Source organism: Cupriavidus sp. 01T418 (assembly GCF_056398885.1).
Window position 1 is genome coordinate 1 of sequence record NZ_JBFTQG010000078.1, and the last position, 18,379, is coordinate 18,379.

Genomic DNA, 18,379 nt, shown 5'->3' on the forward strand with positions numbered 1-18,379 from the left:
TCATTTCTCACGAGCGCAAGACCCGGCTTCGGGCCATCGTGTTTCACCGCAACGGAGCCAACCCGCTCTGTCGCGATAAGGGAGGATTCGTATATCGATCAATCAGTCAGTTTGCAAAACGGCTTGACAAGGGACTGCTCATAGAAGGGTCTGTTGACCAGTCTGGGAGAGCTACGGCGCCGCATTTGCATTTCGAAGCGAGATTCAACAATCTGCCGATCGACTCCACCCGGGCACTTCCGCGTAAATGTTGACGGACACCGAGGCGGATCAACGGACCAGGTCATTTGCGCGAAAAGTAAGGGAGGACGGCTCGCGCTTCGTCCTCCCCGGCTGCCACGTCAGTTCGCTGGAGGGAAATCCAGGTCCGTGTCGTTGACGCGATTGAACGTGTTGGTGAACACGGTCAGGCCGATCGTTAGCGCGATGTCCGCCAGTTGCGCATCGTTGTACCCCGCGTTGCGGATGGCGATGAATTCCTCAGCGTTGAGGGTCCCGCTCGTCTCCTGGATCGTGCGAACGAACTGAATCAGCGCGTCACGCTTCGCGTCGCCGGTGGACTCGCCTGCACGAATGTGGCGAACCGTTTCGGGCGACAGCCCGACCATCTTGCCCAGCATGACGTGTGCGGCAACGCAGTAGTCACAGCCAGTCAGTTCGCTGACCAGCAGCTTGATCGTCTCCAGGTCTTGCTTGCTGAGGCCGCCGGTTGCGAGAGCACCCTCGGCGTTCAGTACTGCCTTGAGCGTGGCGGGCGCAATGTGCCCGAGCGCTGCGAAGAGGTTGGGGACGCTTCCGCCCGTCGCCCGCTTGACCTGTGCGTAGACTTCAGCGGTGGCACCAACTGCTGAATCGACTGCCGGCACGGTGATACGGCTCATGATTGACTCCTGAAGAGATCGGTTAGGTGAGGCTCTAGTGTAGGTACGCAGAATGATCTTGCCGAGGCCTTGAATGCTCATTAGAATGCTCTAAAGTATCATCGTCATCGTCATCGTCATCGTCATCGTCATCGTCGCGGAATCATGTCCCCTCCCAAAGACTGGCTGAGCAGACTGCTCGAAATCATGACTGTCACAGGTCAACTCGACGTCCGATGTGCCTACGGCTCGCCATGGCGCATCGTCTACGAGGACTTTCAACCGGGCGAGATTCCGTACCATGTCGTGCTCAACGGCTCGGCGATCCTCGAAGGGCCGGCCAGCACCGCGCCAGTCGTGCTTCAGGCGGGGGATATCGTGCTGTTGCCGCACGGCTCGGCACACGCGCTCCACGACGGCAGTGGCCGCCAGGCCGGGCCCGCACGCGAGCGAAGCGACGTCAACGTGACAGTCAGTGAGAATGACGGCCAGGGGGAACGGCTCGACATGCTCTGCGGCCGCTTCTTTGTCGCGCCGCCGCATGACCGGCTGGCGCGCGAGTTCCTGCCGACAGCGCTTGTGGTCAGAGCCTCGGCATCCGAGCCGGCAGGCGGCACGCGGGCGCGACTCACCAGCCTGATGGAACTGATGCGAGGCGAATCCCAGGGATTTCGCCTGGGCGGGCATGCGATGCTCAACGCGCTGTCGACGATGTTGTTTGCACTGAGCATGCGTCTGGCGAGCGAATCGGACCAACCCCCTACGGGCCTTCTGGGTTTGGCAGGGCATCCGCGGCTAGCCCCAGCGATTGCCGCGATCTTCAACGAGCCCGCGTTTCCGTGGACGGTGCCCGAGCTGGCACGGCGCTGCAATATGTCGCGCGCGACGTTCATGCGGCAGTTCCAGCACAGCTTTGGGCGCACTGCCCATGGCCTGCTGCTTGCCGTTCGAATGAGTCTCGCGGCAAACGCGCTAAAGAATCCCATGACGAAGACGGAGGCGGTGGCAGAAGCTGTCGGATATCAATCGGTCGCTGCATTCCGGCGGGCATTTACAGAGTTGCTGGGCATGACGCCCGCCCAGTGGCGTCGAACCATCGGCGCTCCGTCGCACGCGGATGAGCGTGCCGATGACGATGGTCTTCCTTTGGAAGAGTCGACCGCAGCCGGGTACGAGCCAACGGAGTAGCGAGCTTGCGCCGACAGCCCTAGACCAGCGACTTTCCGACCGACGCGCCGCCGTCGACGAAAAGCGTCTGGCCTGTGATGAACGCAGCGTCTTCTGACAGCAGGAATTCAATTGCCGCAGCGATCTCATCGGGTTTGCCGAAGCGATTCATCGGCACACTGGAAAGAAATCGCTTCTCCCCCGCACTTCCCGGTGCGCTGTTCTTCCGGAACAATTCTGTTTCCGTTGGCCCTGGGGCAACGGTGTTAACCGTAATCCCCGTGGTTGCGAGTTCCAGTGCCCAGGACCGTGAGAAGCTGAGGAGGGCAGATTTTGCAGCGGCGTATGCGGTCCGTTCGAGTGCGCCCAGAACCGTCAGACTCGAAATGTTGACGACACGTCCCCAGCCGGCCTCACGCATGCCCGGCAAAAGCGCCTGCATCGCCTGAACCGCTGGATGGAGGTTGGCGGCAAAAACGGCATCGAGGTCTCCTATCTGCACCTCGCCGATTCGCTGTGGTCTGACCAGTCCCACGTTGTTCACAAGTCCGTCGAATTCGAAAGTACCGCGAAGCTCGCCAAGCGCAGCCTCGGTCTGTTGCAAGTCAGACAGGTCGACGGAAACCAGCTTGCCGGGAAACGATGCATCCGCGCTCCGAGCCAGGCCAACTACCTGGTGGCCTCGGTGAGCAAGACGATCTGCCAAAGCGCGGCCGATACCTTTGCTGGCGCCTGTGATGAGGAATGTACGAGTCTTCATGGGGTCTTCCTTCAATGTAGAACTGCACCACGAATCTTCCGCGCGCGTGCCTCGGTCAACAAGGCAGGCGGACTGCATAACAGCCATTCCCCAGTGGAATATTCATAGTTTTGCATGTGCCCCCCGCGATACAGGAATTAAGGCGCGGCGAATGTAGTCGCGCCCCTCTCGCCTCGCTACAGTAAATTCAGGCTCGCAGAGCAACCCTGCGTGGGAGGTAAAATCGTGGCAGCCGTTCGGGTTACGAAATCTGTCATCAACTTCGACGCCACATGAAGGAGCGCAGGGGCCTTCTTTGGCGGCCATCAGGGGTAGAAAATGGCAAAAGACGTGCAGAAACACCGGGTCGCACTCGTTACCAACGCGGCAGACTATGCTGGGCCACCCGCCTGCAGTGCGCTGATAGCAGCTGGATTTCGGGTGCTGGTACACGACAGCGCGTTTGGCGAACCGGCAACGTGGAGCGCTTTCCTGCGCAACCATCCTGGCACTGAAAGGATTCAGGCGGAGCACCCAGCCGAATTAATTGAAGCAGTCTGGATGAAGGAAGGCCGCATTGACGCGCTCGTCAGCAATGATCACTATCCCGCACCGCAGTCAGCATTCACGACTACTGAACTGACCCACCTCAGGAACACACTGGAAGCGTTATTGGTGCGCCCGTTTGCGCTGCTCCAGGCCGCCGTCCCGAAGCTGAAGCGGCAGGGTGGCGCGAATATTGTCCTCATCACGTCGTGCCGCACGCGCTCGCCGATCGCAGGTGGCGCTGTTCCCGATGCAGCGCGTGCGGCAGCCAATGCGCTTGTGCGGTCGCTCTCTGTGGAACTGGCGCCAGACAACATCGCGATCAATGCGATCGCGCCAAATTTTCTCTACAGCGAGGCCTATTATCCTCGCTCCGTTTTTGTGGAAAACCCTCGCGGCAAGGCTTACATTGATGCGCATGTGCCGATAGGGAGGCTGGGGAGGCCGGAAGAGATCGGTGAAGTTGTTTCGTTCCTGGCTACAACCCACGCAAGATTCCTGACCGGTGCGGTGATTGATTTCTCCGGCGGATGGCCCGCCACGGCGCCACGCCCGTCCTAGCCGCGACGTCCGCTTGATCCGACCATTCGAATGCTTTCATCATTGCCACCGAGGGAGCGCCCGCGGTCCGACCGTGAGCAGACGCGATGCGCCATTCCAAATAGAATAGCGATGATTCTGGAAGGAGAAACGGATGGACCGCTTTGGAGCAATGGAAACCTTCGTCAGCGTCGTCGAGGCAGGTTCTTTCTCGGGCGCGGCAAAACGGCTTAACCTGGGCCAACCGGCAGTTTCAAAATCCGTCGCGCAACTTGAGGAGTATCTTGGTACACGGCTGCTCCTTCGCTCAACACGTGGTCTCACGCCGACAGATGCCGGGCTGAGATTCTATGAGCGCGCAAAACGGGCGCTGGAGGAAGCAGGCGAGGCCGAGCAGGCGGCACGGGATTCATCGGCGGGTCTTTCCGGCCGACTTCGCATATGTGCGGCGGTTACATTCGCGCGCCTGCATATTCTGCCTGCGCTGAAAGCGTTCATGGATGAGCACCCGCAGCTCGAGATAGATATTCTGCTGGACGACAGGAATGTCGATCTGTTGGAAGAGGGCGTGGACGTGGCATTCCGCATGGGTTCGCTGGAGGACTCCAGCATGACGGCGCGCCATATCGCGCAGAGTCCCAGAGTTGTAGTCGGCACGCCGCGATATTTCGAGGTGGCCGGCGTCCCGGCGACACCGGCCGACCTTAGCCAGCACGAGGCGATAGTTTACTCGCAGCGTGGGGGCGGCGAAACGTGGTCTTTCAGTCAGGGAAGCAGAGAGGTCTCGGTGGTCGTTTCGGGGAGGGTCCGCGTCAGCGCGGCGGAAGGGATTCGGACCGCGGTACTTGGAGATATCGGTCTCGCCGTTGCCTCGCAATGGATGTTTTCTCCCGAGCTTTCGGCAGGCAAAGTCCGGGCCGTACTCACGGACTGGAGATTGCCGCCCATAGATCTCTGGGCGCTTTTTCCGTCCGGACGACTGGTAACTTCAAAGGCCCGGGCGTTCGTGGCGTTCGTTGAGACAACGTTGGCCGCAAAGTCTCCCTGAGGCTATGGCAAGTCGCTTTCGCCTGGACTAAACGACGCAGGGAGAGATGGACTCGCCCAGCGCGATAGAGATGCCGCGAAATTGCCGCGGCATCCATCCTTGATCGCGCTTAGACCTGTGTCAATCCACCATCCACAAACAGCTCGATGCCGGCTACATAGCTGCTGTCGTCTGATGCAAGAAATAACACGGCAGCTGCCAGCTCTTCAGGGCGTCCGATGCGCCCCAGCGGCGTCGCAGCTGCAAATTTCGTACGCAGCTCGTCTGCTTCTTCCTGTGTGGAGACCTGGCTTTCGATGATAGGCGTGTCGATCGCCCCTGGGCTTACCGCGTTGACACGAATGCCGCGACCTTTCAACTCAATGGTCCATGTCCTCGCGAGCGACCGTACCGCTGCCTTGGCGGCACTATAGGTGTCGTGCGCTTGTAATCCCAGGACGCCGGCTACCGAGCTCGTCAGGACCACGCTGCCGCCATCTCGCAGCAGAGGAAGTGCCTTCTGCACGGTGAAGATCAATCCCCGGACGTTGACATCGAACGTCCTGTCATAGTGTTCCGGCGTAATCTCCTCAAGTGTTTTGTGCTCAATTGCGCCGGAATTCGCAAATAGTACGTCGATGCTTCCCCGTTGCTCACGCACCATCGCGTAGAGTCGGTCCAGGTCCTCAAGCTTTGTCACATCGGCTTTGACCGCCGTGACATTCCGTCCGATTTCTGCGGCCGCCTGCTCGAGTTGCTCCTGCCGGCGACCGACAATGAAGACATAGGCACCCTCGGCGACAAAGCGCTTCGCGGTGGCGAGGCCAATGCCGCTGTTTCCGCCGGTGATGACGGCTGTTTTGTTTAATAGTCGATCCATGAGATCTCCTTGGAAGTCGGTCTGTCCCGGGAACGCGCACGCAACATCGTCACGCGGCCAAAGGGATCAGGCTCTCGACCTTGTGCTCCAGAACGCCATCAAGAAGGTTCAGCTGCCGCTTGGCTTCGGTGACGAACCGCTCAACGGCGAGCGGAAGGTGTTCAGGCGCAAACTTATGGAAGTAACCGGCTTGCCCGAAAGCCGGACTCAATCCCGACGCGTGTACAAAGCGCTGCTCAAAGGTCCGTGCCCGTGTGACAGGGTTCCGCGAAAGAAGCTTGCCATGTTTCTCTGCGAGGTAGACCAGGATTGCGGCTGATTCGCTCAGGACAATCGCACGGTCGGTGTCGGTAAGCACGGGCACCTTTCCATTGGGGTTGAGTTCGAGAAAGCTCTCGCTTTTTTGCTCGCCCTGCCGCACGTTCACAGCCTGCCGGCGAGCACAATCTCAGGCGCGCTGCGCCGCCTTCTCAAGAACAGGGAAGATCTCCGAAGGATCAGGGCGATGCGTGTAATCGGGATTCACTTCGGAATAGAGCACCACGCCGTCCTGGCCGATTACGTAACGCGCCGGCATCGGCAACACCCAGCTCGGATCATCGTTAAACGCCGGCAGATCGTTCTTGAGCATCTTGTACAGATCAACGAGGTAGTCGGGCAGATTAAAGCGCAGGCCGAAGGCGGCGGCAGTCTCACTCTTGACGTCGCTCAGCACAGGGAAGCCAAGTTGGTTCGTGCGAACCGATTTGCGGCTATTCACCGCCGTCTGCGGCGAGATGGCAACGACATTCGCGCCCAATGCCTTGAACTTCGGAAGTACCTCATTCAGCGCCTGAAGTTCGATATTGCAGTACGGGCACCATACGCCACGGTAAAAGCTCACGATGAGCGGACCCTGTGCGAGGAGCTCTGCAGAAGATACCTCGTTGCCTTCCTGGTCGAGCAACTGGAACTGCGGGGCACGGTCGCCGGCCTTGATCGCACGCGCTGCCTGGCCGCTGGCGATGAGCTCTGCCGTTGCACGTTCCATGATCGGGTGAATCTCCGGCGGCGCGTTGAAGGGCGGCTTGCCAGCCTTGAAGTCTGCTTTGAAGGCGTCGAGTTTGTCTTGAAGGGACATGGTGGGTCTCCGTTAGTTGCGTGGGGTATCGTCTGGTACAGGCGAACTGGGTTCGTCTTGAGCACTATCTTCGGATAAGACGACTTGCGTCGGTAGGTACCACTGACGAATAACACCCATTCTTTCGCGGAATGCCCGGCGTCTACCGAATGGAAAGCCTGCCTTCGCTGCTTAGGCGTGCCGCAAGTTGGATCTCCTTCTCTCGGCTCAGTCCTGGCCGCCGGGTGCCCCGCACGTAGTGAGCGGTGTGTAGGTACACGAACCGGCGCCGCGTAGTGTGAAATCGCCCACGCAGCGCTGGCTGTTTCAGGGTCGAAGCGTTTTCAATTGCGTGCAGACCAGACTTCAAACGCAATGACTTGGCTTTCCCCTGGCAGCGCCTACGATTCCGTTCAGCGATAGGAAACAGGCGGGCGCCTGCCTGCTGCCGGTGGCAGCGGTACACGCGGCGCGGGTCGGGAACTCTATCGAGATAGGAGCGAGGTGAGCGATGCCGAAATCAGCCGAACGCCCCAACCGACTCAGGCCAGTTTATCTTCGAGTCGGATCACTCGCGCTTGGGCGATAGCTGATGGTCGATGGTGGGCCGTCTCCAACGCTGTGAGGTGGCGCTCAATGCATTGGTAGATCTGTCAAATGAACTTCTTGCCACTCGTGAAATTTCGATCCGGCGCCTGGGAGCAAGGCTGAGACTCCCCTCGCCGCTCCAGACTCCATGTCCGATGATTCCCATGGTGTAAACCCCGAGCCGATTGGTCACCGCGCTGTCATCATCCGCGGCTAGAGTGTCGGCTCAAAAATGAAAGCGACAAAGGAGACGCAGATGTTCCTCACGTCTGACCAAATCGCCGCCGCGCAGCGTGCGAGCCTGGAGACCCTATATGGGCTAACGCTTAAGGTGTTCGAGAGCTTGGAGCGGCTTGCCGCGCTGAACCTGCAAACGAGTAAGGCCCGTTTCGCTGACGGCGCCAATGCTACGTTGAAGGCGCTATCTGCAACGACTACTCAGGATATCCTGACGTTCCAGGATGAGACCCTTAAGCCGGCGCACGAGAAATTCCTGAGCTACATCCGCCAACTTTCCGAGATTTCCGGCGCCGCCCAGCTTGATTTCTCAACGTTCATTGAAGCGGTCCAGGCCGCCAACGCAGAGCAGTTGCAGGCCTTCTTTGCGAAAGTCTCAGAATCTGCCCCGGTTGATTCGGAGTCGACAATGGCCATCGTGAAGTCGGCCATCCACGCCGCCCAGACCGCTTTCGAGTCAGTCCAGCAAGTCACGAAGGAAACGGCTAAGCTTGCGAGTGTCACCCTCGGTGACGTTGAAGTGGATTCAGAATCGACCACTGTCGAGGATTCCGAGGCCTGAGGCGCGAGCCTATTCCTGGGGGCCGCAGAATGGACCTTTGGCTCGCTATTGCTCTTGGGATTCTGGAATAAGAAACTGCGGGTGCTGGGGGCTCTTGGTTCAACTTTCAGCTTCGTTGCTACGCTTACAATCATGCCATTCGTTCCTGGCGCATGGGAAGCTGCCGCTGGCGATTTCCCGCGATGACAATAGTTTCGGCCTTCCTTCTGAAGGATACACGTGGTCTATCCCAGCCCATGGCTTGAAGAGGGTGGGCTTTTGGTCGAACCAAAATTTGGGGCTGACCCAGACCGTAAAAAAACATAACGGCGGAACGCGCAAACAGATAGGTGTCTTGCACGGCTGAATCTGGCTGCAGCCCTTGCTGGACAAGGGTTGCGCCTATGTTTTTGTCATTCGTTTGGTTGCAATGAGGCCACTCGGGTCCCTATCCTGTCGTTTGTTACCAGTCAGCATGGCGACGATCAGGTTCTCTTTGTGAGCCACGCTCATAGCGATGGCCGCAATGACGTGTACCACTATCAGCACCATCAATGAGTCCGCCAATAGCCCATGCACGTCCTTTGGCCAATCTTCGCCCCAAAATGCATCTAGTCTCGACATCCAGCCCGTCACCGCAAGCGCAAGGATGAGCGTCCACATTGTGAGCATCATCAAAGCACCGAGCGGTGTATGACTTAGATGCCGTGGCGGTCGGCGGGCAATGATTCCTTTGAGGTCCGAGATGACGCAGGAGGGCGTGGGGACCCAAGTAGAAAACCGTGCGGGCTCCGTGCCAATGAAGCCCCAGAGAATACGAAACAGGACGAGGCCCGTGGCCGCGTATCCGGTGGCGCGATGCAGCGGTCCGCCGGAGTCCTCGAACAGGTTCCACAACACAAGCGCCGCTACGGTCCAATGGGTCAGACGAACCACAATATCCCAGACACGTACCGACGCGGTGCTCGTTATCATGTGTTCAATCGGCTACCGTTATTTCTCGATTTCCGATTTCACGACATCCAGCGTCTTGGTGTCATAGTAAATCTCAGCCTTCTTGCCTTCCTTCGTGCTGCCATAGATTTCGTAGCAGTTGCCATCCACTTTGAATTTTTTGATGCTGTAGCCTTGCGCCTCAATCTTCGCTTTGGCGTCGGCTTCCTTCATCCATTCGGCTTTGGGATGTGCGGCGCATTTGGCGCCGGCGATTGCTCCCGTCGAGAACAGGCCCGCGAGGACGAGCAAGGCAATCCGCAGCATGGAAGGTCTCCAATTCAGTATTTAGATGGCTGCGTAGCATATCGGAGCCGGTAATGATTCGCAATACAGGTTTCCCAGCAGCACCCGGAGGTCAGTCCTCGTCATCGTGCCAGCGATGCCACTCGCGGTGACGCTCCCGCCAAGCTCGCCCGCGCCAGTCGGCGTGCAGGATGAGGTAACGGGGCCGTCAATCGGCTACGTCTGCGCTAGCGCAACTCGCATCGCATACAGCGTGCAGACGTTTGCGCGGCCCGCTGAAATGCGCTGGAAGCAGTGACTTCCGGTGGTGCTTCTTCGGCAGGGATAAGGGAGAATCCCCAACGCGCGAAATAGGCTGGGGCCGCCGTGGACAGGAGATAGGCGTCTCGTGCCTCAGTGCCGCGAGCCCGCATCAGGAGCGCCTCAACCAAGCGGCTGGCGATGCCCCTTTCGCGGTATTCGGGTTCCACTGCTACCGAGCGGATGAGGATGGACTCTCCATGGTGCTCTGTCGCTGCGCAGCCAACGATGTGGCCATCACACACCGCAATGTGGAAGGCCTCGATCATTTCGGCAATATCCGCGGCAGGCAGCCTGCAACGCTCAAGCAATGTAACGACTTGCTGCCAGTCGGAGCGAGAGGCCGAACGTAGTTGAACGTCGGTCAACATGAGGAAGTGTCTCCATCTTGCGCTCCCTTAGGCAAAGAGAAGCCTGCGGCACGCTCTAGTAATGTTGACGGCATATGTTTGTCTTCTTCTTCACTTAACAGCGAGATGGTCATGCGCCATCGTCGGCAGTCATGGCGGTAAGCCTATCACCGAATATGCGATCGGCTTGTAAGCGATTGTGAGACCACTCGCGGTGCGGCTTTCTCCACTCTGCCTACTTGCTCGTGACAACCAGACGGACCACGAAGCGTGAGACTAGGTGTACATGCGTCTGCCAATTCGCGATGCAGGAAGTAGTCCAACGCTTCTCCCGCCCAAGGCAATCCGACCGCCAGCTGCGCTCGCAAAAAAAGCGGGGGAAGGCCATGGATTGTGCCGGGCCGGGAAGCGGCCTATATTCCACAAAGGATAAGCGCGTATTGTCATTGCAGCCCCCACAAACTCGATGCCCCCAGCTATGTCCGTTCCCGATTCTGGCGCTACTGATCCCACCCAGTCGGTGTCTTCCGCCCCCCCCTTCGCCCTTCTCGACGAACACTACCGCTTACTCGTTGAAGGCATCGAGAACTATGCCATCTACCTTCTCGACCCGACCGGCCGCGTGACGAGCTGGAATCCCGGCGCCGAAAAGATCAAGGGCTACACCCCCGGGGAGATCATTGGCAGGCACTTTTCCGCGTTCTACACGGAGGAAGAGCGCGCCCAGGGTGTGCCGGAGCACGAGTTGCGCGAAGCGGCCAGGTGCGGGCGGCTCGAGGATGAAGGATGGCGCGTGCGTAAGGATGGCACCCGCTTTTGGTCGAACTTTGTCATCACCGCGTTGCGCCATCCCAATGGCGAAATCTGGGGTTACGCCAAAATCACACGCGACCTGACGGAGCGCCGGCGAATGGAAGAAGCGCTGCGTCAAAGCGAGGAGACTCTCCGCCTGCTGGTGGAAGGCGTGAAAGAGTACGCGATCTTCCTGCTTGATCCCCAAGGCAACGTCATGACCTGGAATCCTGGCGCCGAAAGCATCAAGGGGTATCGACGCGATGAGATCATCGGGCGGCATTTTTCGACTTTCTATCCGGCAGAAGACATCGCTGCCGGAAAGCCGGCCAGGGAGCTTTTGCAGGCGGAGCGAGAGGGTAGCCTCGAAGACGAGGGTTGGCGCGTGCGTAAGGACGGCACCCTGTTTTGGGCGAACGTCATCATCACAGCGGTCTATGACGCGGAGAGAAGGCTGCGGGGATTCGCCAAGGTCACGCGTGACATGAGTGAGCGCAAGCGGCTTGCTGAGCTCGAGGCCTCCAGCCAGAGAATGAATGAGTTCCTGGCGACGCTCTCCCATGAGTTGCGCAACCCGCTCGCGCCCATTCGGAACGCGGTCAATGCCATTGCGGTCCAACCGGAGAACCGGAGCGTCGTCGACCGCTGTCACGCCTTGATTGATCGCCAGGTCACGCACCTGACCCGCCTGGTGGATGACCTGCTCGATGTGGGTCGCATCACTGCTGGGAAGGTCCAGCTCCGGATTGAGACGGTCGACATCCGCGAGATCATCGAACTCGGCGTCGAGGCCGCGCGCCCCACGCTTGATGCCCGTTCGCAAGAGATATCGCTCAATCTGCCGACTACACCAACCTTGATGGAGGCGGACCGCACGCGGCTCACTCAGATAGTCCAGAATCTGCTTCTGAATGCATCCAAGTTTTCCCCTCCATCTACCTCGATAGAGGTCAACGTGGTCACCGCTAGTCGCCAACTGACGATCTCGATCACCGATCAAGGTTGCGGCCTGCCGCCGGATTCCCTCGATTCGGTCTTCAATCTCTTCGTGCAGGATCGCCGTTGGCACGGTAGTCACGAGGGCGGCCTTGGAATTGGCCTATCGGTTTGCCGCTCGCTGGTCGAGCTTCACGGCGGGACGATTTCCGCGGCAAGCAAGGGACTCGGCAAAGGAAGTACTTTCACCATACGGCTTCCGTACCGCCCCGCGGCCCTCCACCTGGACACGGGCGCAGGAACAGCGAAGGCAACAAAGCCAAGCCTGCGGATCCTGATCGTCGACGACAACCGAGACTCAGCGGACAGCCTCGCCATGCTCTTGGAACTTCAGGGGCACCTTCCCACAATCGCCTACGACGGTCCCCATGCTCTGGCTATCGCCGAGAAATGCAGACCACAGATCGCCTTCATCGACCTGGCGATGCCCGGCATGAGCGGCTATGCCCTGGTCCGTGCACTCAAGAATCTACCCCAGCTGTCGGATACGCGGCTTGTAGCAATGACAGGTTTTGGTCAGCCGGACGATCATCAGCGAAGCCGCGACGCGGGATTCGATTTCCACGTCGTGAAGCCCATTGAACTGCCTACCATTCTGGAGTTGGTCGAGCACACATTGGCCATCGGGGATAGCCCTCGAACGAACCAAAGGCCTTGAGCGAGCCGCACGGGCGCCGCGCGAGCCACGGGTCAAAGCGGCAGAGTAGCTACCCTGGGAATTCCGCAATGTGCAATATGCACGACGAAAACATTGTCGGACGGCGCCCTATGGCGGAGCCGGTAAGGCCCTCAAACCTCTAAGATGGATCTTTGGTACGCGTACGCGAAACAGCCCCCATGATGCCCAGGCCGAGGACGATGACGCCTATGATGCCCACGTAGACCAGGGCCACACCTGCCGTAACGAGACCCCATGCAATACCGCCGACGAGCAGCAGCAGTCCAACGAGGAAGAGCGCAAATGACATGAGACAGCTCCTTGCAGAACGCCGCTGTGGCTGCGGCATAAGATCAATCTAGGCGGCGCACCCGCCGACAGGCATCGGGGGATGGCGGAGATGCACGTAGGCCTGTTCTTACACGCACGTCATCGTGGCGCCACCGCAATGGCGGCCCTAACCGCACGAACTGTTTGCCGCTGCGCCGGCGCCGCGCGCCTTGCATGCGGAGCCCCCTCCACTAGTTCGGTGATGTAGGACACCACCCTCTGGCGCCCCCGGTTGCCACTGCCAAGAAATACAGGCAGGCAGAAGTTCTGATTCCCACCAGATCTGGTGGGAATCAGAATGCCCAAGCGGCCCATCTATGAATAGACGGTGCTCAGGACACGCTTACACGTCAGAAAATTTCAGGTCGAATGGTTCTCGTTTATGGTCTGATGCCGGGCGTGCTCGCCATGCTTTGCAACCCAATCATGGCACCCGACTCGTCAGTGACTCGTGCGAGTTCGCGATAAGCATTAGCCTGAACGCGTTCCGGTAGGGGGACGAACTTTGCCTGTCGAGCCAAGTCATCTCCGTGCAAATATCCCCAGGTGACAAACCGGAGCGTAGCCAGCGTTTGCTTTCCGGATTTACTGATTTCGGGCACCGCAATGAACGTGCCCATCGTAATTGGCCATGTGTCCCGGCCCGGGCGGTTGACCAGGCTGCTGGAAAAATCGCCCTTTCTGTTCCAGTCGCTGTTCAACACGGCCTCGCGAAAGCTGTTGACCTGAGCGGTTACGAAGTTCCCTGCAGCGTTGCGTAACTGAACGGGGCTTAGGCCGGCGTTGAGCACGTAGTTGTAGTCGATGTAGCCGATGGTTCCAGGGTTGCTTCGGACCGCTCGGACGACCTCGTCGCTTCCTTTTGCAGGCAGAAAACCGGCCGGCCAGGAGAGGGAAGACTTCGTGCCAAAGGCAGTCTTCCAGTCATTGCTGACATTGCTCAGATAATCCGTGAAGTGAAAGGTCGTTCCTGAACCGTCAGCGCGTACGACCGGTCGAATCTTCAGCCTGGGAAGAGAGATACCGGGATTCAGCGCTTGAATTTCGGGAGCGTCCCACGCGTCGAGCTTTCCCAGAAAAATCTTGGCCAGCACGTCGCCAGTAAGACGCAATTGGCCTTGGGCAACAGAGGGAAGATTGACCACGGGAACGGCCGCGGTAACCACAGTTGGCACCAGCACCAGATGCACACGCTTTGCTTCCGACGCAGACAGCGGCACATCCGACGCCCCAAAATCGATGCTCCCCTCGCGCATGCGCTTCATGCCCTCGCTCGAACCCACCGCTTCGTACGCGATATTTGTGCCTGTGGACGCTTTGTACGATTCCGCCCAAATCTGGTAGACAGGTGCAGCGGCAGTTGAGCCTGCCCCATGAACCTGTGCGCTCGCCAGAGGCGATATAAATGGCACTAGAGCGGCAACAGTGAGAGCGGCTTTGTATAGCATGGGAGGTAGGAGGAAGTCTGGGCCTGATTGTACTTCTCAAGAACCAGTTCGGTAACACTAGCGTGGCCAACCCCTGGCAGATTTCGTGTATTTCAAACCACAACCTTTCCAAACGGACTGACGTCTACCTCACCACAGCGTACGCGAAGAACGCCGGCCTGATGCTGGACACGGCTTCCACCGCGTTCGCCAGCAGCCTGGCATTTGGCAACAGCTATTCCCTGGGCAACGGCCAGAAGTCGATGCTTGGCGCTGCGCTGGGGATCCGCCACAAGTTCTGAGTCTGTCATCGGAAAACAGCCGTGCTGGTCTGGGCGGCGTGAACAGGGATCAGGCCGCGCTATGTTTCCTCCGGTTCCCGGACGCGCCGCACGTTCTCAGCGAGGGACCTTTGGGTCGGCAGGCGCAAGGTGAGATAGGGCTTTGTGTGGAGCATAGGACGAGAGGATCAAGCGCGCTTTCCTCGCGACGAATTGCTGGAAGATCTCCGCTTGCAGGGGGGGGGCCTGCATGCCCAGCGCTCCGGTGCGATATGTCCGCGAACAATCCTTGAGAGCAGGGAGGAAGCCCCTCATGCGCGAAAGGACAGCAAGTAGTGTGAGGCACGCCTGTCCGCATCATGGATGCAGGGGCGTACCGCTGTTGAACGCTTCGGCGAATTCATCCGAGTAGATCTCGGCTAGCGCGAAACGCAGTGCAACCGCGCGCTCTGTCCCATAAACCGTCTCAAAACGAACCTGTGCGCGTCGCCACAGCGGGTTCGATTCGGCTAACTTCGCACGTCCCACCTCCGTCATCTCCACCCGCCTGCTGCGGCCGTCCTTTTCGTCACGAATCTGTATCAGGTACCCATCGCGCTCAAGCGGCTGGATATTGCGTGCCAACGCAGAACGGTCCAGCACCATGGCATGGGCGAGTTCCGTCATGGTGGGACGGTTACCTCGCGAAATATGCAAGAGGATCGAGCGTTGCGAGACGCTTAGCCCGCACGGTGCCAGCGCCGCGTCATAAAGTTGCGTAATGCGTCGGTTTGCCTTGCGCAGCGCGGCGCCATTGCAGACCAGGGGATCTTTCAGAATCGATGACGGCATTGTCGGTTTCCCCCTCCAGGCGTCCTACTCGCCTCCAGTATCAGTGCGCCGCGCGCGGTGCGACGAACTTCCTTCATTGTAATCGATACTTGACGAATGCATGCATATGCAAGTAAATTTAAGTGCGTGTATATGCAAACATCTTGGCATCTCATAGTTGCAGTTCAGGGAGGCAGCACATGACCATGGTTTCAACCAGCTCCGCAATGCCGCGCGCTGCCAATTCGCGCCTGCGGTCGATGCTGGAGGCGCCAATCGTCCCGATGTTGGCCAGCATGAGCTGGTCAAATATGCTGATGATGCTGGCCCAGTCGTCCACTGGATTGATCGAGACCTGGTTCCTCGCCAAACTTGGCACAGACGTGCTGGCAGGTGTCGCGGTGGTGACACCCGTGCTGATGCTGATGCAAAATATGTCGCAGGGCGCAATGGGCGGAGGCATCTCTTCCGCAGTGGCACGCGCCCTTGGGGCCGGTAATGCCCCCCTGGTGGAACAACTCGCGCGCCATGCCCTGGCGATCAATGTCCTGGTTGGAACGATCTTCGCACTGCTATTGTTCGTAGGGGCGCGGCCGCTGTTTTCGTTGCTCGGCGCGCATGGCGCACCGCTGGATGCTGCCTGCACATATGGCCGCGTGCTTTTCGCCGCATTGCCGCTTATGTGGGCAATGAACGCCCTTGCCAGCGTGATTCGCGGTACGGGAAACATGTCCATGCCGGGCATCGTGATATGCCTCGGCGCTGCGTTGATGATCCCCTTGTCGCCGTGTCTGATTTTCGGTCTCGGCCCATTCCCCAGGCTGGGCGTGGCAGGCGGTGCATGGGCACTTTTGGTGTACTACGCGGCGGGCACGCTGACGCTGGGCTGGTACTGCATGTCGCGTCGTTGCGCCGCGCGCTTGTCCGTCGGCACGCTGCACTGGGCGCCGATGCGCAGCATTCTCGTGGTCGGCGGGCTTGCGTGCCTGAACCCCGTCCTCACCAACGCATTGATCGCCGTGACGACAGCCCAGGTCGGGCACTACGGCGGCACCGCGGCGCTGGCAGGCTATGCCACCGCTGCGCGTCTCGAATACTTGCTGATCCCGATTGCTTTCGGCCTGGGCGCCCCGATGGTTGCGCTGGTCGGCGCCAATATCGGTGCAGGCCAGTTGGATCGTGCCAGGCGCATTGCCATCCACGGCGGCTGCATGGCCTTCGCGCTTGCCGAAATCGTGGGGCTGGCCGCAGCGCTGTGGCCACAGGCCTGGATGCGCCTTTTCGGGTCCGATGCACAACTGCTTGAGACCGGGACGCTCTACCTGCGCATCGTCGGACCATTCTATGGCTTCTTCGCGCTGGGATTCTCGCTGTACTTCGCCTCCCAAGGCGCGGGACGCCTCAAATGGCCGCTGATTGGCGGCGCGTTACGTCTTTTCCTGTTCGCCGGTGGTGGAGCCGTGGCGTTGGCCTACGGTGCGTCGCTCGCGCAATACTTCGCCCTGGGTGCGCTGGCCATGGTGGTCTATGGCGCGTCCATCGTCTGGTCGATCCTCGCAGGTGCCTGGGCCGAATCTCGTCAAGGTGGGGCAGCAGGTGCCGCAGGCCGTCGATAGATGATAGCTAGTAGCCCCGCCCGGGTGGCTGACGCTCTCGGGTGAGGCGCTGAACCATCTGTTTACTTCGGCCTATTGAGCCTATTGAGCCTATTGCGGACCGATCTTGAGATTCTGCGCAATGCGTGTGAACTTCGCGTGCTCAGTCTTCAGGAATGCTTGGGCTTGGGGCACCGTCATCGACTCCAGGGTCCGCGCAAGATTGGATTCAATGCGAGCGCGGTTCTCGGGGCTGAGGATCCATGCATTCAGTGCTTCGTTCAGGCGCGCCACCAGGGGATCGGGGGTCTCGGGTGGGGCAAGCACGCCAGCCCACTGGCTATGCTCGAAATCTGCAAGGTATTTGCTTTCGGCAAGCACGGGCACGTTAGGCAAGAACGGATTACGTCGTTTGCTGGCCACGCCGATGGGTTTGAATCGCCCTGTCTTGATCATGCCAAAGGTCGGGCCGCCCATGGGAATGAAGGTGAGATCGATTTGCGCACCGGCAATGTCATTCGTCACCGGCGCCGCACCCTTATAGGGAACCTCCAGGAACTGAATGCCTGTTCTGGCTTGAAAGTCCGCACCGACCAGGTGGGGTGCGGAACCGGGGCCCCAATGCGCGATGGAGAGTTTGCGATTGGCCGGGTTCTTTGCAAAGGTAATGAGCTCGTCGACGTTCTTGAATGACAGGGCAGGGCTCGAGACAAGAATGAAGTCAGAGATACCCGTCAAGCCAAGAAGCTTGAAGCGGTCCGGATGATACTTGGCGGAGGCGACGCTAAGCGGTGCCACCAGGAAGTCAATACCAGTGGTGCCCAAAAGTGTGTAGCCGTCACTTGGGCTTCGGAGTACGTTCATCGCGCAGATGGATCCGCTTGCCMCTGGCAAGTTATCCGCAAGGACGTTCTGCGCGAGATTCTTCTGCATGACCACTGCCGCGGCGCGAATCGACGCGTCTGCGGGCCCCCCGGCCGGGAAAGCAACCTTGATGACGACTGGCTTGCTCGGGTATCGCGTTTCAGCCAGAAGAAGGGATGGATACCACAGTGCCGGCGCCGCCCCAAGGGCAGCCTGCAATAGTTGTCGGCGCGTGTATTGAATGGGCATGGTCGTGTCTCCTTGTCGTAGGTATGCGATTATGTTAGCAATGTTAACTTAAAGGAGACAAGAACTAATTTGGCATGCGTGTTGCCTGCTGCCGTTCAGAGGGCTTCGGCGGCGTTACGCCGCAATGTGCTTGCGTGAGGCAGGTAGCAGTTCGGCGACCCGCTGGAGGTGCTCGGGCCCGGACGTGACAGCGCTGAGGAACAGGGCGATGGAAAATTCGATCATCTGCTCCACTCGGACAGGAAGATCCGATCTCGGCACCCG

Annotated in this window: 20 protein-coding genes and 2 pseudogenes; 9 read left to right on the forward strand and 13 right to left on the reverse strand. The window is 59.4% G+C overall.

Annotated features, from left to right (window positions below):
• Positions 1-254: pseudogene (locus tag AC1DQ3_RS35090) on the forward strand (hypothetical protein); the annotation flags it as partial.
• Between the two features lie 87 nt (positions 255-341).
• Here the strand turns inward: AC1DQ3_RS35090 and AC1DQ3_RS35095 are convergent.
• Positions 342-881, reverse strand: a complete 540-nt coding sequence (locus tag AC1DQ3_RS35095) for a carboxymuconolactone decarboxylase family protein (RefSeq protein WP_477124693.1) — start codon at positions 879-881, stop codon at positions 342-344.
• A 144-nt stretch (positions 882-1,025) separates the two neighbouring features.
• On the opposite strand from AC1DQ3_RS35095, the gene AC1DQ3_RS35100 reads away from it, so the two are divergent.
• On the forward strand, positions 1,026-2,048 hold the full coding sequence (locus AC1DQ3_RS35100) for a cupin domain-containing protein (protein ID WP_477124694.1): 1,023 nt from the start codon (positions 1,026-1,028) through the stop codon (positions 2,046-2,048).
• A 19-nt stretch (positions 2,049-2,067) separates the two neighbouring features.
• On the opposite strand, the gene AC1DQ3_RS35105 is transcribed toward AC1DQ3_RS35100, so the two are convergent.
• Positions 2,068-2,787 (reverse strand): SDR family oxidoreductase, encoded by a 720-nt coding sequence (locus AC1DQ3_RS35105; protein WP_477124695.1) that lies wholly within the window; start codon positions 2,785-2,787, stop codon positions 2,068-2,070.
• A 318-nt stretch (positions 2,788-3,105) separates the two neighbouring features.
• Here AC1DQ3_RS35105 and AC1DQ3_RS35110 point away from each other — a divergent pair, with 318 nt between their 5' ends.
• Complete coding sequence (locus tag AC1DQ3_RS35110; protein WP_477124696.1) at positions 3,106-3,873, forward strand: SDR family oxidoreductase; 768 nt, start codon at positions 3,106-3,108, stop codon at positions 3,871-3,873.
• A gap of 133 nt (positions 3,874-4,006) precedes the next feature.
• Positions 4,007-4,900, forward strand: coding sequence for a LysR family transcriptional regulator (locus AC1DQ3_RS35115; RefSeq protein ID WP_477124697.1), 894 nt, complete (start codon positions 4,007-4,009; stop codon positions 4,898-4,900).
• A 109-nt stretch (positions 4,901-5,009) separates the two neighbouring features.
• Here AC1DQ3_RS35115 and AC1DQ3_RS35120 read toward each other — a convergent pair whose 3' ends face one another.
• The 3 genes from AC1DQ3_RS35120 to AC1DQ3_RS35130 are packed head-to-tail and all read right to left on the reverse strand — an operon-like array spanning position 5,010 to position 6,879.
• Entirely contained in the window at positions 5,010-5,759 is a 750-nt protein-coding gene (locus AC1DQ3_RS35120; protein ID WP_477124698.1) for an SDR family NAD(P)-dependent oxidoreductase, read from the reverse strand.
• Between the two features lie 49 nt (positions 5,760-5,808).
• On the reverse strand, positions 5,809-6,186 hold the full coding sequence (locus AC1DQ3_RS35125; protein WP_477124699.1) for a glutathione S-transferase family protein: 378 nt from the start codon (positions 6,184-6,186) through the stop codon (positions 5,809-5,811).
• 21 nt (positions 6,187-6,207) lie between these two features.
• Entirely contained in the window at positions 6,208-6,879 is a 672-nt protein-coding gene (locus AC1DQ3_RS35130) for a peroxiredoxin-like family protein (RefSeq protein WP_477124700.1), read from the reverse strand.
• 823 nt (positions 6,880-7,702) lie between these two features.
• On the opposite strand from AC1DQ3_RS35130, the gene AC1DQ3_RS35135 reads away from it, so the two are divergent.
• Together AC1DQ3_RS35135 and AC1DQ3_RS35140 are read left to right on the forward strand one after the other, a co-directional pair.
• Positions 7,703-8,245, forward strand: coding sequence for a phasin family protein (locus AC1DQ3_RS35135; RefSeq protein ID WP_477124701.1), 543 nt, complete (start codon positions 7,703-7,705; stop codon positions 8,243-8,245).
• 15 nt (positions 8,246-8,260) lie between these two features.
• Positions 8,261-8,431: a DUF417 family protein gene (locus tag AC1DQ3_RS35140; protein ID WP_477124710.1), complete on the forward strand. Its 171-nt coding sequence runs from the start codon at positions 8,261-8,263 to the stop codon at positions 8,429-8,431.
• Positions 8,432-8,626: 195 nt separating this feature from the next.
• On the opposite strand, the gene AC1DQ3_RS35145 is transcribed toward AC1DQ3_RS35140, so the two are convergent.
• The 3 genes from AC1DQ3_RS35145 to AC1DQ3_RS35155 form a co-directional block, all read right to left on the reverse strand.
• Positions 8,627-9,199 (reverse strand): cytochrome b/b6 domain-containing protein, encoded by a 573-nt coding sequence (locus AC1DQ3_RS35145; RefSeq protein WP_477124702.1) that lies wholly within the window; start codon positions 9,197-9,199, stop codon positions 8,627-8,629.
• 18 nt (positions 9,200-9,217) lie between these two features.
• The gene (locus AC1DQ3_RS35150) at positions 9,218-9,484 is read right to left on the reverse strand and encodes a PepSY domain-containing protein (RefSeq protein WP_477124703.1); all 267 of its coding nucleotides are present in this window, start codon (positions 9,482-9,484) and stop codon (positions 9,218-9,220) included.
• 206 nt (positions 9,485-9,690) lie between these two features.
• Positions 9,691-10,134 carry a GNAT family N-acetyltransferase gene (locus tag AC1DQ3_RS35155; protein WP_477124704.1) on the reverse strand — a complete coding sequence of 148 codons (444 nt, stop codon included), beginning with the start codon at positions 10,132-10,134 and terminating at the stop codon, positions 9,691-9,693.
• A gap of 457 nt (positions 10,135-10,591) precedes the next feature.
• Between AC1DQ3_RS35155 and AC1DQ3_RS35160 the strand changes: the two genes are divergently transcribed.
• Positions 10,592-12,559 (forward strand): PAS domain-containing hybrid sensor histidine kinase/response regulator, encoded by a 1,968-nt coding sequence (locus AC1DQ3_RS35160; RefSeq protein ID WP_477124705.1) that lies wholly within the window; start codon positions 10,592-10,594, stop codon positions 12,557-12,559.
• 139 nt (positions 12,560-12,698) lie between these two features.
• On the opposite strand, the gene AC1DQ3_RS35165 is transcribed toward AC1DQ3_RS35160, so the two are convergent.
• Positions 12,699-12,869 (reverse strand): hypothetical protein, encoded by a 171-nt coding sequence (locus AC1DQ3_RS35165; protein ID WP_477124706.1) that lies wholly within the window; start codon positions 12,867-12,869, stop codon positions 12,699-12,701.
• Positions 12,870-13,269: 400 nt separating this feature from the next.
• Positions 13,270-14,337 (reverse strand): phosphate ABC transporter substrate-binding protein PstS, encoded by a 1,068-nt coding sequence (gene pstS / locus AC1DQ3_RS35170; RefSeq protein ID WP_477124707.1) that lies wholly within the window; start codon positions 14,335-14,337, stop codon positions 13,270-13,272.
• Positions 14,338-14,372: 35 nt separating this feature from the next.
• Here pstS and AC1DQ3_RS35175 point away from each other — a divergent pair.
• A pseudogene (locus tag AC1DQ3_RS35175) lies at positions 14,373-14,618 on the forward strand (porin); the annotation flags it as partial.
• A gap of 336 nt (positions 14,619-14,954) precedes the next feature.
• On the opposite strand, the gene AC1DQ3_RS35180 reads toward AC1DQ3_RS35175, so the two are convergent.
• Both AC1DQ3_RS35180 and AC1DQ3_RS35185 read right to left on the reverse strand, forming a co-directional pair.
• Positions 14,955-15,428 (reverse strand): MarR family winged helix-turn-helix transcriptional regulator, encoded by a 474-nt coding sequence (locus AC1DQ3_RS35180; protein ID WP_477124708.1) that lies wholly within the window; start codon positions 15,426-15,428, stop codon positions 14,955-14,957.
• Between the two features lie 151 nt (positions 15,429-15,579).
• Entirely contained in the window at positions 15,580-15,705 is a 126-nt protein-coding gene (locus AC1DQ3_RS35185) for a hypothetical protein (protein WP_477124712.1), read from the reverse strand.
• Here AC1DQ3_RS35185 and AC1DQ3_RS35190 point away from each other — a divergent pair.
• Positions 15,668-17,023, forward strand: coding sequence for an MATE family efflux transporter (locus AC1DQ3_RS35190; protein ID WP_477124711.1), 1,356 nt, complete (start codon positions 15,668-15,670; stop codon positions 17,021-17,023). The two genes, AC1DQ3_RS35185 and AC1DQ3_RS35190, sit on opposite strands and share 38 nt — an antisense overlap.
• A 90-nt stretch (positions 17,024-17,113) precedes the next feature.
• Here the strand turns inward: AC1DQ3_RS35190 and AC1DQ3_RS35195 are convergent, their stop codons facing one another.
• Positions 17,114-18,115 (reverse strand): Bug family tripartite tricarboxylate transporter substrate binding protein, encoded by a 1,002-nt coding sequence (locus AC1DQ3_RS35195; protein ID WP_477124709.1) that lies wholly within the window; start codon positions 18,113-18,115, stop codon positions 17,114-17,116.
• Between the last annotated feature and the right edge of the window lie 264 nt (positions 18,116-18,379).

What these genes read in the sequence shown, in the direction of transcription:
- AC1DQ3_RS35135 (WP_477124701.1), top strand. Translation starts at nt 7,703, where the DNA reads ATGTTCCTCACGTCTGACCAAATCGCCGCCGCGCAGCGTGCGAGCCTG.
- AC1DQ3_RS35115 (WP_477124697.1), top strand. Translation starts at nt 4,007, where the DNA reads ATGGACCGCTTTGGAGCAATGGAAACCTTCGTCAGCGTCGTCGAGGCA.
- AC1DQ3_RS35180 (WP_477124708.1), bottom strand. Translation starts at nt 15,428, where the DNA reads ATGCCGTCATCGATTCTGAAAGATCCCCTGGTCTGCAATGGCGCCGCG.
- pstS (WP_477124707.1), bottom strand. Translation starts at nt 14,337, where the DNA reads ATGCTATACAAAGCCGCTCTCACTGTTGCCGCTCTAGTGCCATTTATA.
- AC1DQ3_RS35185 (WP_477124712.1), bottom strand. Translation starts at nt 15,705, where the DNA reads ATGCTGGCCAACATCGGGACGATTGGCGCCTCCAGCATCGACCGCAGG.
- AC1DQ3_RS35150 (WP_477124703.1), bottom strand. Translation starts at nt 9,484, where the DNA reads ATGCTGCGGATTGCCTTGCTCGTCCTCGCGGGCCTGTTCTCGACGGGA.
- AC1DQ3_RS35110 (WP_477124696.1), top strand. Translation starts at nt 3,106, where the DNA reads ATGGCAAAAGACGTGCAGAAACACCGGGTCGCACTCGTTACCAACGCG.
- AC1DQ3_RS35155 (WP_477124704.1), bottom strand. Translation starts at nt 10,134, where the DNA reads ATGTTGACCGACGTTCAACTACGTTCGGCCTCTCGCTCCGACTGGCAG.
- AC1DQ3_RS35105 (WP_477124695.1), bottom strand. Translation starts at nt 2,787, where the DNA reads ATGAAGACTCGTACATTCCTCATCACAGGCGCCAGCAAAGGTATCGGC.
- AC1DQ3_RS35100 (WP_477124694.1), top strand. Translation starts at nt 1,026, where the DNA reads ATGTCCCCTCCCAAAGACTGGCTGAGCAGACTGCTCGAAATCATGACT.
- AC1DQ3_RS35095 (WP_477124693.1), bottom strand. Translation starts at nt 881, where the DNA reads ATGAGCCGTATCACCGTGCCGGCAGTCGATTCAGCAGTTGGTGCCACC.
- AC1DQ3_RS35145 (WP_477124702.1), bottom strand. Translation starts at nt 9,199, where the DNA reads ATGATAACGAGCACCGCGTCGGTACGTGTCTGGGATATTGTGGTTCGT.
- AC1DQ3_RS35160 (WP_477124705.1), top strand. Translation starts at nt 10,592, where the DNA reads ATGTCCGTTCCCGATTCTGGCGCTACTGATCCCACCCAGTCGGTGTCT.
- AC1DQ3_RS35130 (WP_477124700.1), bottom strand. Translation starts at nt 6,879, where the DNA reads ATGTCCCTTCAAGACAAACTCGACGCCTTCAAAGCAGACTTCAAGGCT.
- AC1DQ3_RS35190 (WP_477124711.1), top strand. Translation starts at nt 15,668, where the DNA reads ATGCTGGAGGCGCCAATCGTCCCGATGTTGGCCAGCATGAGCTGGTCA.
- AC1DQ3_RS35165 (WP_477124706.1), bottom strand. Translation starts at nt 12,869, where the DNA reads ATGTCATTTGCGCTCTTCCTCGTTGGACTGCTGCTGCTCGTCGGCGGT.
- AC1DQ3_RS35120 (WP_477124698.1), bottom strand. Translation starts at nt 5,759, where the DNA reads ATGGATCGACTATTAAACAAAACAGCCGTCATCACCGGCGGAAACAGC.